At 66.0% G+C, this 13,166-nt stretch carries 13 protein-coding genes; 7 read left to right on the forward strand and 6 right to left on the reverse strand.

The window, feature by feature from the left end; translation table 11 throughout:
- Together C9E82_RS11545 and C9E82_RS11550 are read left to right on the forward strand one after the other, a co-directional pair.
- On the forward strand, nt 1–151 hold a 151-nt coding region (locus C9E82_RS11545), incomplete at its 5' end, for a phosphate acyltransferase (protein WP_280524948.1).
- Between the two features lie 174 nt (nt 152–325).
- A complete protein-coding gene (locus C9E82_RS11550) occupies nt 326–592 on the forward strand; it encodes a hypothetical protein (protein ID WP_240643507.1) in 267 nt (88 codons plus the stop codon).
- A gap of 248 nt (nt 593–840) precedes the next feature.
- Here C9E82_RS11550 and C9E82_RS11555 read toward each other — a convergent pair whose 3' ends face one another.
- Nucleotides 841–2,241 carry a nucleobase:cation symporter-2 family protein gene (locus C9E82_RS11555; RefSeq protein WP_240643508.1) on the reverse strand — a complete coding sequence of 467 codons (1,401 nt, stop codon included), beginning with the start codon at nt 2,239–2,241 and terminating at the stop codon, nt 841–843.
- A 156-nt stretch (nt 2,242–2,397) separates the two neighbouring features.
- On the opposite strand from C9E82_RS11555, the gene C9E82_RS11560 reads away from it, so the two are divergent.
- The 5 genes from C9E82_RS11560 to C9E82_RS11580 all read left to right on the forward strand — a co-directional run bounded on the left by C9E82_RS11560 (nt 2,398) and on the right by C9E82_RS11580 (nt 7,562).
- Nucleotides 2,398–3,339 (forward strand): LysR family transcriptional regulator, encoded by a 942-nt coding sequence (locus C9E82_RS11560; RefSeq protein ID WP_119897837.1) that lies wholly within the window; start codon nt 2,398–2,400, stop codon nt 3,337–3,339.
- 265 nt (nt 3,340–3,604) lie between these two features.
- Entirely contained in the window at nt 3,605–4,531 is a 927-nt protein-coding gene (locus C9E82_RS11565) for an amidohydrolase family protein (RefSeq protein WP_119897838.1), read from the forward strand.
- A 32-nt stretch (nt 4,532–4,563) separates the two neighbouring features.
- Nucleotides 4,564–5,511, forward strand: a complete 948-nt coding sequence (locus tag C9E82_RS11570; protein ID WP_119897839.1) for an amidohydrolase family protein — start codon at nt 4,564–4,566, stop codon at nt 5,509–5,511.
- A gap of 66 nt (nt 5,512–5,577) precedes the next feature.
- On the forward strand, nt 5,578–6,960 hold the full coding sequence (locus C9E82_RS11575) for a UbiD family decarboxylase (protein ID WP_119897840.1): 1,383 nt from the start codon (nt 5,578–5,580) through the stop codon (nt 6,958–6,960).
- Nucleotides 6,957–7,562 (forward strand): UbiX family flavin prenyltransferase, encoded by a 606-nt coding sequence (locus tag C9E82_RS11580; RefSeq protein WP_119897841.1) that lies wholly within the window; start codon nt 6,957–6,959, stop codon nt 7,560–7,562. Before C9E82_RS11575 ends, C9E82_RS11580 begins: the two co-directional genes overlap by 4 nt.
- 94 nt (nt 7,563–7,656) lie before the next feature.
- Here C9E82_RS11580 and C9E82_RS11585 read toward each other — a convergent pair whose 3' ends face one another.
- The 5 genes from C9E82_RS11585 to C9E82_RS11605 all read right to left on the reverse strand — a co-directional run bounded on the left by C9E82_RS11585 (nt 7,657) and on the right by C9E82_RS11605 (nt 13,106).
- Nucleotides 7,657–8,679 (reverse strand): CobW family GTP-binding protein, encoded by a 1,023-nt coding sequence (locus C9E82_RS11585; RefSeq protein WP_119897842.1) that lies wholly within the window; start codon nt 8,677–8,679, stop codon nt 7,657–7,659.
- Nucleotides 8,666–10,972 carry a xanthine dehydrogenase family protein molybdopterin-binding subunit gene (locus C9E82_RS11590; RefSeq protein WP_119897843.1) on the reverse strand — a complete coding sequence of 769 codons (2,307 nt, stop codon included), beginning with the start codon at nt 10,970–10,972 and terminating at the stop codon, nt 8,666–8,668. The genes C9E82_RS11585 and C9E82_RS11590 overlap by 14 nt, the downstream gene beginning before the upstream one ends.
- On the reverse strand, nt 10,973–11,464 hold the full coding sequence (locus C9E82_RS11595; protein ID WP_119897844.1) for a (2Fe-2S)-binding protein: 492 nt from the start codon (nt 11,462–11,464) through the stop codon (nt 10,973–10,975). It abuts the gene before it with no gap.
- Nucleotides 11,461–12,324 (reverse strand): FAD binding domain-containing protein, encoded by an 864-nt coding sequence (locus tag C9E82_RS11600; protein ID WP_119897845.1) that lies wholly within the window; start codon nt 12,322–12,324, stop codon nt 11,461–11,463. Before C9E82_RS11600 ends, C9E82_RS11595 begins: the two co-directional genes overlap by 4 nt.
- Before the next feature lie 95 nt (nt 12,325–12,419).
- Entirely contained in the window at nt 12,420–13,106 is a 687-nt protein-coding gene (locus C9E82_RS11605; protein WP_170162051.1) for a GntR family transcriptional regulator, read from the reverse strand.
- Nucleotides 13,107–13,166 lie beyond the last annotated feature (60 nt).

The following is a 13,166-nucleotide window of genomic DNA, read 5'->3' on the forward strand; positions in this document are numbered from 1 at the left end:
GATCCTGCAGGGCCTGGCCCGGCCCGCCAACGACCTGTCCCGCGGCTGCTCGACCGAGGACATCGTCGCCGCGGCAGCCATCACCGCGCTCCAGGCAAGAACAGCAGAGGAAAACGAGACGGTTGCGACGGCGATCGGGAAAGGCGCCTAGCAGACGAACCCACCCGCAGAAACGCCGCCTAATAGAGGTCCCGCCGCCAGCGACCCGACAACGACAGAGCCCGAAGCCAGACCGCGCCGAAAAGCGCGGTAGGCCACCAGGCGAGGCGCGCTTGCGTCCATCTGCCGATGGGCAAGGGTTCAAATCGAGGTCCATCGGGTGTAGATGGTGACATCCAACCATAAGAACACCGAGGCAGAGATCGACATGTTCAGAGCAAGCACGGCCTTTCTGGCTGTTTCATTGGCATTGGCAGGATGCGGCGGAGGTTATGGCTATGACAGCCCCGCGAACAGTGCGGCCGTCCGGACCGTCGGCGGGGCGGCGGCCGGTGCGCTGGTCGCGGATGCCGTTGGCGGATCCGGAACCAAGGGGGCGCTCATCGGGGCGGTGGCTGGCGGCCTGTCCTGCGCGTCCGGCACCTGCCACTGAGGCATGGGGTGCATCGCGAACTGTCCATAGCGCAGGCGTGATCCCGATCGAGGCGACGTCAATCGAGGCGGCGTCACATGGGCATGTGATCGATCGCCTGTCCCGAGCTTCCCACGGGATCGCCGGGCGGGTGGAGGAGACCCGCCCGGCACGTCCCCGTTGGGGATCGCGATCCCTCTTTCCGCCTGGTCATGCCCTGCCGATAAGCGGCATTTCCGACGCGGGGCATTCCTCGGCGGGGCGCAGGTTCAGTGCCCTTCCAGATCGCCCGACAGGCCGGCGCCTCTGGGCGGGATGCCGTTGAACAGGATGTTCAGCAGAAGCGCGGAAAACGTGCCGATCAGGATGCCGCTGCCGAAGGTGCGCCCGAAGATCTCGGGCAGCTGGCTATAGATGCCCGGCGCGACCACCGGAATCATCGCCAGCGCCAGGCTGACCGCCACGATGTAGATGTTGCGCCGGTTGCCGACGAAATCCGCCCGCGCCAGGATCTTGACCCCGGTCGCCGAGACCATGCCGAACATCACGATCGCCGCGCCCCCGATCACATAGCTGGGGATCGAGGCGCTGATGAAGGCGACCTTCGGCAGGCATCCCAGCAGGATCAGGATGGCGCCGCCGGCCGCGACCGCCCACCGGCTGAGCACGCCGGTGATCTGCAGCAGCCCGACATTCTGCGCATAGGTGGTATAGGTGAAGGTGTTGAAGATGCCGCCGATGATATTGCCGATCCCGTCGGTGCGCAGGCCGCGCGCCAGCCGTTCCTCGGTGATCTTCTGGCCGGCCATGTCGCCGACGGCCAGGAACTGGCCCACCGCCTCGATCATCATCACCACCATGACGGCGCAGAGCGCAAGCGTGCCCCACAGGTTGAAGATCGGCGTGCCGAAGGCGAAGGGCGTCACCAGGTTGACCCAGCCCGCATCGCCCAGGCCGGTGAAGTCCACGCGCCCGGCGGCGATCGAGATGACGAAGCCGAGCGTGATCCCGATCAGCACGCCCAGATTGGCCAGGAAGCCCTTGAAGATCCGCGTCACCAGCAGGATGGTCGTCAAAACGATGGCGGCGACGGCCAGGCCGAAGGGCTCGCCATAGGCCGGATTGGGGACCGGCCCGTCGGGGGTGTTGATCGTCGGCGTCCCGCCCGCGGTCCAGTTCACGCCCACCCGCATCAGCGAAAGCCCGATCACCAGCATCACCGTCCCGGTCACGATCGCCGGGAAGAACCGCACCCATTTGCTGAAGAATTTCGCGGCGATCAGCGTGAAGACGCCCGAGGCGATGACGGCGCCGAAAACCCCGCGAATGCCCAGGTCCGGGTCGGTGCCGGTGGCGATGATCGCGGGCACGGCGGTGAAGCTGATCCCCATCATGATCGGCAGCCGCGCCCCGATGTTCCAGATGCCCAGGCACTGGATCATCGTCACGATGCCGCAGCAGAACAGGTCCGCGCTGACCAGCAGCGCGATCTGTTCCTTGGACAGTCCAAGCGCGTTTCCGACCAGAAGCGGCACGGCGACCGCGCCCGCATACATCACCAGCACATGCTGCAGACCCAGCGCGGCCAGCTTGGGCAGCGGCATCTTCTCCTCGATCGGGTCGTGTTTCTGGACCGGCTCGGCATATTCCATATCGGTGGCCACGCTCATCGGTTCTCCTCCCCTGCGGCTTCGACCGGAGCGGCGTTCTCCTCCCCCGCTTCCGTTTTCCGAACCATCTTGTGCGATTGACCATTCATTTAACAACTAGCATAATTTACTTTATACATTCGTTTATTTTATGAATTATGCCCGGAGGAACAGCGCATGGAGCCGACCCTGAAGCAGCTTCGCGCCTTTGTCGCCGCCGCCGAAGCCGGACAGTTCACCCGCGCGGCCGAGCGGCTGGGACTGTCGCAATCGGCAGTCAGCACTCTTATCAACCAGTTGGAGCGAAACCTTTCGCTGCGGCTGTTCGACCGCCATACCCGGCTGCTGCGCCTGACCGAATCCGGGGCCGAGGTGCTGGCCGTCGCCCGGCGCGCGATCGGCGACATCGACAACATGATCGAAAACGCGCGAGAGCTGAACACGCTCAGCCGCGGCCGCGTGGCCATCGCCTCGGGGACGCTGCAGGCCGCCTTGCTGCTGCCGCGGCTGATTCGGGCCTTCAACCAGCGGCACGAGAATGTCGACGTGTCGCTGCATGACGTGTCCGAGCGGGTGATGATCGACATGGTCAAAAGCGGCAGCGTGGATATCGGCCTTGGAACCCTGCCCGACAACGACAGCGAGATCGTCGGCACGCCGCTTGTCACCGATTCCTTCCTGGTGGTCATGCGCCCCGAACATCCCATCGCGCGGCGCCGGTCGCTGCGCTGGAAGGACCTCGAGGGTGAGACGCTGATCGGTCCGCAGCGCGGAAACCCGATTCGCGACCGGTTCGAGGCCGAACTGGCGCGGGCGGGAATCACCCTGACCCTGCATCGATCCTTCCAGGACGTGTCCCTGCCGCTGACCATCATCGGCATGGTCGATGCGGGCCTGGGCGTGGCGATCATGACCTCGACGGTCATCCCGCTGGCCCGGTCGATGGGGCTGGTGACGGTGATGCCGAACGAGCCGCAGATCGAGCGCGACATCTCGCTGATCATCCGCAGCGACCGCTCGCTTTCGCCGACGGCCCGGCAGTTTCGCGACTTCCTGCATCGCTCGGTGCAGGAGGAGGCGCGGCGGCGATCGCGTGCGCCGCGGGCATCACATTGTTGACAATCTGATTCGAAAGTGCTTTGCTTGACCTCGAGTAGAAGCAAAAGGCTGCATCTCACGCGGCGTTAATTGCTCATTTTTCCATTCGGAAGGTGAGTAATGCCGTGCAAAATGCATCCCTGAGACAATCCACCCGCATTCCAGCACCCGTCTTCGCCGCATCGCGGCGGGCGCGTTGCCATGCCACCCCGTTCTCCGCCCGGAGACCGGGGGGATCGTCGCTGCCTGCTCGGAACCTCACGACACCAAACAGGAGGTCGAAACCGTGATCATAGATCTTAGCTGCTATCCAACGGACCTTGTTGATCTCGCCTGGCGCCATGACGGCGAGCCTTTCACCGGAGAGCGGCTGCTCAGGATGATGGACGGCCCGTTCTACGTCAACGGCAAGCCCCGGCGCATCGACAAGGCGTTCATCCAGCCGCCGCAGGGCAATACCATCTATACCGATGGCGTCCTGGAAGCGGAAGGCAAGGCGGCGATCCGCCAATACATGGCCTATACCGAGAAGATGGTGACCGAGCATCCCGACCGCTTCCTGGGCTGCTTCGTCTACAACCCGCGCTATGGCACGCAGAACGGCGCCGAGGAAATCGCGCGCTATGCCAAAGAGTTCGATTTCAAGATGGTCCAGCTGCAGGCGAACATGCACGCCTATCGCCCGGACCGCGCGCTGGACTGGCTGCGCCCGGCGATGCGCGTCTGTGCCGACCTGGGGCTGATGGTCAAGGTCCATACCGGCGACGGGCCCTATTCGATCCCGACCGAGTTCTACCCGATCATCCGCGAATTCCCCGAGGTGAACTTCATCCTGGCGCATTTCGGGGTGCAGACCGGCGGCGTCTATGTGTTCGAGCCGTTCCAGATGGCGATGGATGCGCCCAACGTCTATGCCGAATCCGGCTGGTGCCTGCAGTCGCGGATCGTGGAATTCGCCAAGGAACTGCCCAAGCACAAGATCCTGTTCGGCAGCGACACGCCCCCGAACGAGCCCGGCATGTGGCTGAACCTGCTGGAGGTTCTGTGCCACGAGCCGCCGCAGGGCCTGAACCTCGATGAGGACACCCTCGAAGACTATCTCGGCAACAACGTTGCCCGGATGATCGGCCTCGACCCCACCCCGCCCCCGGCGAGCGTGGCCGAAGCCGAAGCCTATCTGAAGGCCAAGGGCGTCCAGCTTCAGCCCGCCTGAGCCATCCCGGTAACAGATCACAGGAGACGAGCATGATCATCGACACGCACCTCCATCCCACGAATCTCGTGGACGAGGCATGGCGCCACACCGGCACGCCCTTTACCGGCGAACGGATGCTGAAGCTGATGGACGGCCCCTACATGATCAACGGCAAGCCGCGCCGGATCGACATGGGCTTCATCCAGCCGCCGCCGGGCAATACCGGCTATCGCGACGGCAACCGCATGGGGCGCGACGGCATCCGCGACTACATGTCCTATATCGTGGAACTGTGCGAGAAATACCCCGACCGGTTCATCGGCAACTTCGCCTACAACCCCCGCTGGGGCCCGGAAAACGGCGCGGCCGAAATCGAATTCCATCACAAGGAATACGGTTTCAAGATGATCAAGCTGCATGCGAACATGCACGGCTATCGTCCCGACCGCGCGCTGGACTGGCTGCGCCCGGCGATGAAGATGTGCGCCAAGTACAACATCGTCGTGCTGATCCACACCGGCGACGGCCCCTATACCATCCCGACGATGTTCTATCCGATCATCCGCGAATTCCCGATGGTCAACTTCATCATCGGCCATTTCGGGATCCAGACCGGGGGGAACTATTCCTTCGAATCCTTCTGGATGGCGAATGACACGCCCAACGTCTATTGCGAATCCGGCTGGTGCTTCCAGTCGCGGATCGTGGAATTCGCCAAGCAGCTGGAAAAGCACAAGATCGTCTTCGGCACGGATTCGCCGCCCAACGATCCGGGGATGTGGCTGCGCGAACTGGAGGTGCTGTGCCACGAGCCGCCGCACGGGATGAACCTGTCCGAGGACGACCTGGAAGGCTATCTGGGCAACAACATCGCCAGGCTGGTCGGGCTGACCCCGACCCCGCCCCCGGCGAACCTGGAGGACGCCAAGGCGCGCCTGACCGATACCTACGCCAATGTGGACCGCGCGACCGGCAAGAGCCTGCTGGTGCCCGCCTGACCCCATGCGTGACAACGCGCCGCCGGCACCCCGGCGGCGCATCCCCCGCCAGGACCGGAGCGACCGATGCCTCACACCGAATTCCACCGCCAGGACGTGCGCCGCTTCCTTGCCGATTACCGCGCCGCCCATCCCGAAGACATTCTGACTCTGACGGATCCGGTCTCGGACGACCAGGACGCCACCGCGCTGGTCTTCGCCCTTGCCGCCAAAGGCCGCGCGCCGCTGATCGAGATGACCTCGGTCGGGGGCTTGGGCGCGGATGTGATCACCAACATCTTCGGCTGCCGCAGGCGCATCGCCCGGATGTTCGGCACCGACGTGGCTGGCCTGCACGCCGCCTATCAGGCCGCCGCCCGCCGCGCGAGTCCGCCGGAAATCGTCGCCGACGCCCCGATCCTGGAAGACGTCATCACCCAGAACATCGACCTGAACGGCCTGCCGATGCTGAAACATTTCGCCACCGACCGGGCGAAATACATCACCAGCGGTATCATCATCGCCGAACATCCCGACACCGGGGCGGGCAATCTCAGCTATCACCGCTCGATGATCAATTCGCCCGACACACTGGCCACCAGCCTGCATTCGCGCGGCCATCTGTGGCGGCTTCTGAACATGGCCAGGGAGGCCGGCCGGCCGATGCCCGTCGCCATGGTGATCGGCGCGCATCCGCTGTTCATGATCGCCGCCTCAGCCCGGCTGGCTTTCGGCGAGGACGAGCGCAGCATCGCCGGCGGCCTGTTGGGCGAGCCGTTGCAGGTGGTGCGGACGCCGAAATACGGGCTGCGCGTGCCCGCTTACGCCGAGATCGTGCTGGAAGGCGTGATCGAGCCGGAGGCCCATGTCGCCGAGGGTCCCTTCGGCGAGTTCACCGGCTATTCCTCGGACCGTTCGACCAACAACCTGTTCCGGGTCGAGACCGTCCTGCGCCGCCGCCAGCCGATCCTGGTCAGCGTCATCGGCGGCAATTCCGCCGAGCACCTGAACCTGGGCCGCGTCCCGCGCGAGGCCGAGATGGCCGAGAAGATCAGGCAGCGTTTCCCCAGCGTGACCGAGCTGCACTATCCCGCCTCGGGCACGCATTTCCACGCCTATGTCGCGCTGGACCAGCAGCGCTTCGGCGAGGCGCGGCAGGTGCTGATGGGGATCCTGGGCTGGGACCCTTATCTGAAAACCGTGATCGCGGTGGACAGCGACGTGGACGTGACCCGCGACGAAGAGGTCCTGTGGGCGCTGTCGACGCATTTCCAGCCGCATCGCGACGTGATGATCATCGATTCGCTGCCCGGCAACGCGCTGGACCCCTCGGCCTCGGGGATCGGCACCACCTCGCGCATGGGGCTGGACGCGACCCGCGGGCCGGACTTCCACGGCACTCGCGCGCTGATCGACGAGGGCGCGAAGGCGCGCGCCGCGGCGCTGCTGCGGGCGGCGGGCCTGTCATGAGCGCGGGCGCGGCAGCCGCCCCGGACCGGCCGCGCATCGTGGTGGGCATTTCCGGGGCCTCGGGCGCGGTCTATGGCAAGCGCGTGCTGGAAGTGCTGCGCGACATGGGGGTCGAAACCCATCTGGTCATGTCGCAGGCCGCGCGGATCACCATCGCGGCCGAGGCCGATTTCACGCCCGCCGATCTGGAAGGGCTGGCCTCGGTCACGCATTCCAACAAGGATATCGGCGCCTCCTGCGCCAGCGGATCGTTCCGCACGCTGGGGATGATCGTGGCGCCCTGTTCGGTGAAGTCGCTGTCCGAGATCGCCTGCGGCATGACCACCGGCCTGCTGACCCGCGCCGCCGATGTCACGCTGAAGGAACGGCGGCGGCTGGTGCTGATGCTGCGCGAGACGCCGTTCCACCTGGGCCATATCCGGTCGATGGCGGCGGTGACCGAGATGGGGGCGATCGTCTATCCGCCGGTCCCGGCCTTCTATGCCAAACCCGCCGGCCTTGCCGAGATGGTGGATCATACCGTGGGCCGGGTTCTCGACCTGTTCGATCTGGATACCGGCCTGTCGCATCGCTGGACGGGGCTGCGCCATCGCGACGACTGACCGCCCCGCCACTGCCGCCAGATGAAAACGCCCCGCCATGCCGGCGGGGCGTTTGTCTGTTGCCCGCGCCCGGATCGCTCCGGGCGCGGGGGGCTCAGCCCTCGACCTCCGACAGGCAGTTGCGCAGCTCGGCTTCCAGCCCGGCCTTGTCCAGTTCGCGGCCGATGAAGACGATGCGGCTTTCGCGCCGCTCGTCCGCGCGCCAGGGATGGTCGGGGCGCAGGTCGATCAGTTCATGCACGGCTTGCAGCACGTGGAACCGCTCGTCCCCTGCCATCCAGAGGATGCCCTTGGTGCGGAAGGCGGTGGTGCCGTTCTCCGACAGGTGCCGCTTCAGGAAACCCAGCAGCCGGTCGTGGTTGAAGGGCCGGTCGAAGGTGAACGAGACCGAGCCGACGCTGGGGTCGTGATGGCTGTGGTGGTGATGGCCGTCCAGGTCCAGCAGCCTGGCGCGCTCGGCGACATAAGAGGGCGTGAAGCCGCTGATCCCCAGGATCGCGCCCAGGTCCACCACGCCGTATTGCGAGCGCAGGATGCCCGCCGTCTGGTTCAGCTGGCGCAGATCGCCTTCCAGCGCGTCCAGTTCCGCCGGCCCGGCCAGGTCGGTCTTGTTGATGATGATCCGGTCGGCCGAGACGATCTGGTCCACGGCCTGGTTCTCGCGCCCGTCCAGCTGCTTGTCGTTCAGGTGCTGGCCGATATGCTTGGCGTCCACCAGCGTCACGATGGCGTCAAGCTGGACCGCCTCCATCACCTCGGGGTCGATGAAGAAGCTGGTCGCGACCGGGGTCGGGTCGGCCAGGCCGCTGGTCTCGACGATCACATGGTCGAACTTGTCCTTCTGCGCCAGCAGCTTCTTCATCACCTGGATCAGGTCGTTGCGCACATCCACGAAACAGCAGATGCAGCCGTTCTTCATCTGGAAGATCTCCTCGTCCGAGGCCAGGACCAGGTCGGAATCCACGTCGATCTCGCCGAATTCGTTCTCGATCACCGCGATGCGATGGCCGTGACGCTCGGTCAGGATATGGTTCAGAAGCGTGGTCTTGCCCGCCCCCAGGAAGCCGGTCAGGATCGTGACCGGCACCTTTTCCTTCTGGACCTCATATACCTGCATCCTGAAGCTCCTTCTTCCTTGCCCGCAGACCGTTCAGGACGTCCTCGGGGGTGATGGGATAATGGTGGAACCTGACGCCGATGGCGTCGTAAACGGCGTTGGCGATGGCCGGGCCGATGGCGATGATCGGGTCCTCGCCCACGCCCTTGGCGCCCCAGGGGCCGCCGGGATCGGGCGCGGCCTCAAGGATGATCGTCCGGATGTCGGGCATGTCCATCGACAGGGGCATCTTGTAATCGACCAGCCCCGCGTTCAGCGAACGCCCGTTGGTGCGGTCGATCACGTAGTTCTCGGTCAGGGTGTGGCCGATGCCCTGCTGGATGCCGCCCTCGATCTGGCCCTGCGCGGCGATCGGGTGGATGACCTTGCCGACATCGTGGACCGGCACCACGGTCCTGCATTCGATGATGCCGGTCTCGGTATCCACCTCGACCTCGACGAAATGGGCGGCGAAGGAATAGGACTTGGTCGGCATGTAGCTGCCCGAGGCGATCAGGTGTTCCGCCGGGATCCCGCGCGAGGGGCCCATCGCCTCATGCACGGTCAGGCTGGTGCCGGGCTTGTCGCGGGCGGTGATGATCCCGTCCACCATCTCCAGGTTCTCGACCTTTTCCTGAAGTTTCTCGGCCCCGCGCGCCAGAACCCGTTCGCGCAGTTCCGCCGCCGCCATCCTGGCGGCCGAACCGACCAGATAGGTCGTGTGGCTGGCGAAGGCGCCGATGTCCCAGGGCACCACGTCGGTATCGCCATGCACGACATGGACGGATTCGAAGGTGACGCCCAGTTCCTCGGCCACGATTTGCGCCAGCGCGGTATGCGCCCCGGTGCCCAGCCCCGCCGCCCCGGTCAGCAGGGTGACGCTGCCGTCCTCGTTCATCTTGACGGTGGCGTTGCCCTGTTCCTTGATGCCGGGATAGGCGCTGGAGCCGTGCATCTCGCAGCCGATGCCCCAGCCCCTGCGGACCGAGGGGCGGCCCGCCACGCCGCGATCCGCGCCGCGTTTCGCCTGCCAGCCGAAGGCCTCGATGCCGTGGCTGATGCAGGCTTCCAGCCCGCGCCCGACGATGGGATGGCCCGAGGGCGCGATATCGCCCTCGCGCACCGCGTTGCGCAGCCGCATTTCGGCGGGGTCGATGCCCAGCTTCTCGGCGGCCTCGTCCATCTGGATGTCGATGGCGAAATAGGTCTGGACCACGCCATAGCCGCGATAGGCCCCGGCAATCGGCGTATTGGTATAGACCGCCCGCCCGTCCAGCCGGACGTTCTCGCAACGGTAAAGCGAGGTGGCCGAGGCCGTGCCGACATTGGTCACGCCGGGGCTGTGCGAACCATAGGCGCCGGATTCATAGATCACCTTCATATCGCGGGCGACCAGGGTGCCGTCCTTGCGGAAGCCCTGCTTCAGCCACATGCGGAATGGATGACGCGAGCGGCCGGCGATGAAAGTCTCGCGCCGGGTGAATTCCATCTTGACCGGGCGGCGGCATTTCCTGGCCAGCAGCGCGCAGAGGAATTCGTGCTGGAACAGGTCCTGCTTGGCGCCGAAGCCGCCGCCCATGTGATCGACCAGCACCCGGACCTTGTTCAGCGGCAGGCCCAGCACCTCGGCCAGCGCGCCGCGCACCATGAAGGATGTCTGGGTCGAGGTCCAGAAGGTCAGCTTGTTGCTGCCGTCCCAGTCGGCCACGCAGACATTCGGCTCCATATAGGTCGGCACCGGGCGGCCGCCCTCGAATTCGCCCTCCAGGATCAGGTCGGCCTCGGCGAAGCCCTTCTCGACGTCGCCGCGCTCGATATGGACGGGCGGGATCACCAGGTTGCCGCCGGGGCCGACCTCGTGGATCTGCGGCGCGCCGGGGGCCTGTGCCGCGTCGATGTCATAGACGGCGGGCAGGGGCTCGTAGTCGACCTCGATCAGGTCCAGCGCCTCGTCGGCGATCTCCTCGCTGACGGCGGCCACGGCGGCGACACCCTCGCCCCAGAAGCGCACCTTGTCCTCGAGGATATACTGGTCCTTGGTGCAAGAGGCCGAACGCGGATGCGGCGAGCCGTAATGCAGCACCTTGGGCACGTCGTGATGGGTCAGCACCGCCTTGACGCCGGGATAGGCCAGGGCCTTCGACACGTCGATGCGGGTGATCCTGGCATGGGCGATCTCGGCGCGCTTGATCTTGCCGTGCAGCAGGCCCGGCAGGTGATAGTCGCCGGTATACTTGCCCTCGCCCGTGACCTTCTCGATCACGTCGGCGCGCTTGACGCTTTTGCCGACGATGCGGAAATCCTGCTTGGTCATCTATGCCTCCACGCCCTGCTGCGCCATGCGCTTGCCCGCGCTGCGGATCGCATCGAAGATCTTGGTATAGCCGGTGCAGCGGCAGATATTGCCCGACAGGCCGAAGCGGATTTCCTCGTCCGTGGGCAGCGGGTTTTCGTCCAGCAGGCATTTCGCCATGATCAGGATGCCCGGCGTGCAGAAGCCGCATTGCGAGGCGCCGTGTTCCATGAAGGCCTCCTGCAGCGGGTGCAATTCGTCGGGGCTGGCCTGCAGCCCCTCGACGGTGGTGATCTCGGCCCCCTGGGCCTCGATGGCCAGCATCAGGCAGGCATTCACCGGCTGGCCGTTCACGATGACGGTGCAGGCGCCGCAATCGCCGACGTCGCAGCCCTTCTTGGTGCCGGTCAGCCCGCCTTCCTCGCGCAGCGCGTCCAGCAGCGAACGATGCCCCTCGACGGCGAAGCTGCGGGATTCGCCGTTCACCGTCAGGTCCAGAAGCGTCTTTTTCATGCCGCGACCTCCATCGCCTGGGAAACCGCGCGGCGGGTCAGCACGCCCACCATCTCGCGGCGATACTCCGCAGAGCTGCGGACATTGCTGATCGGGGTGCATTCCTGCATCGCCTGTTCCGCCGCGGCCGACACCGCCGCCGCGTCCAGCCGCGATCCGACCAGGATCGCCTCGGCCCTCGGCGCGCGCAACACGACCGGCCCCACCGCGCCAAGCGCGATGCGGGCGCCGGTGCAGGTGCCGCCCTCGGTGTCCAGGCTGACGGCCACGCCGACCGTCGCCAGTTCCATCGCCTTGCGCCGGCCGTGCTTGATATAGGCGCGGCGGCTGCCCGGCGCCGGGGGCGGCACGGTGATGGCGGTGGCGATCTCGCCGGGCGTCAGGACCGAGCGGCCGGGGCCGGTGAAGAAATCGGCCAGCGGAATGACCCGCCCGCCGCCGGGGCGCCAGGTCTCGATCGCGGCGCCGTCGGCGATCAGCGGCGGGATCGTATCGGCCGAGGGCGAGGCGCGGCAGATATTGCCGATCACCGTCGCGCGGTTGCGGACCTGGATCGAGGCCAGAACCTTCAGCGCCCCGTGCAGGTTGGGATAGCGCGCCGCAAGGCCGGGCGCGGCTTCCAGTTGGCCCGCCGTCACCATGGCGCCGAAGCGCAGCCCGGTTTCATCGGCGTAATCGACCCCGGAAAGGCCGGGGACGCGCTTGATGTCGACAAGGTGCTTCACATCCCGCAGGCGCTCGCGGATCTCGACAAGCAGATCCGTTCCGCCGGCAAGGATGAACGCCCCGTTCCCCAGCGTCGTCAGAAGGTCCGAGACCTCCTCAAGGTTTCGTGGCTCGTGGTACTCGAATCTACGCAATTCGCCCTCCTCTGGCTATTGGTCTCAAGCATCGGTCTTCCTGCCTGGCCGCTTTCCGATCGGGGCTTCGCCGGGGTCTTTTCCTTTCTGTCCGCTCAGACGGGTCCTTCCGCGCTTTCGCGAAGGAATTCGCGTTCCAGCGCCCGCAGCAGCTGCGTGTTCACGGCTTCGGCCTCCTGTCCGTCGCCGCGCAGCAGTGCCGCAAGGGTCCTGGTATGGGCGGTCACGCCCGAAAAAGCGGATTGCCGGCCGGGATTGCGCGTTCCGAGCAGCGGCTGGCAGTCGATCAATTCATGCACGAAGCGGGCGATCATCGCATTGCCCGCCAGTTCGGTGAAGGCGACATGGAACGCGCGCGAGAAATGCCGCGCCTCCTCGATGCGCCCCTCGTCATAGGCCGCCGCCTCCTGGCGCAGGATCGCCTGCAGCCGGTCGCGGCCGGCCTCGTCCAGGCGCCCGGCCAGCAGCACCAGGGCCGCGCCCTCGTTGACGATCCGCGCCTCCATGATCTGATGCGTGGTCTCGGGCGAACATTGCATCACCCGCGCGCCCTGATGCCGCGCCAGATGCACCAGCCCGGCCTGCGCCAGCCGCAGCAGCGCATTGCGCACCGCCTGGCGATTGGCATTGGCGGCCTCGGACAGCTCGCGCTCGACCAGCCGCTGGCCGGGCTGGACCCGGTGCTGCTGGATCGCCTCGTGGACGATGCGGAACACCCGTTCCTCGGCCTCCGGGCCGCTCTTGCGTCCCGGATCTTCCGCGGAAAGCGGCTCGTCGGTCATATGTGCTGCGGTGTGATTCATGGCTTTCAGGATTGTCAACAATTCGACTTTGAGGCTAAG

Source organism: Paracoccus sigandri (assembly GCF_003709565.1).
GTDB classification, from domain to species: Bacteria; Pseudomonadota; Alphaproteobacteria; order Rhodobacterales; family Rhodobacteraceae; genus Paracoccus; species Paracoccus siganidrum.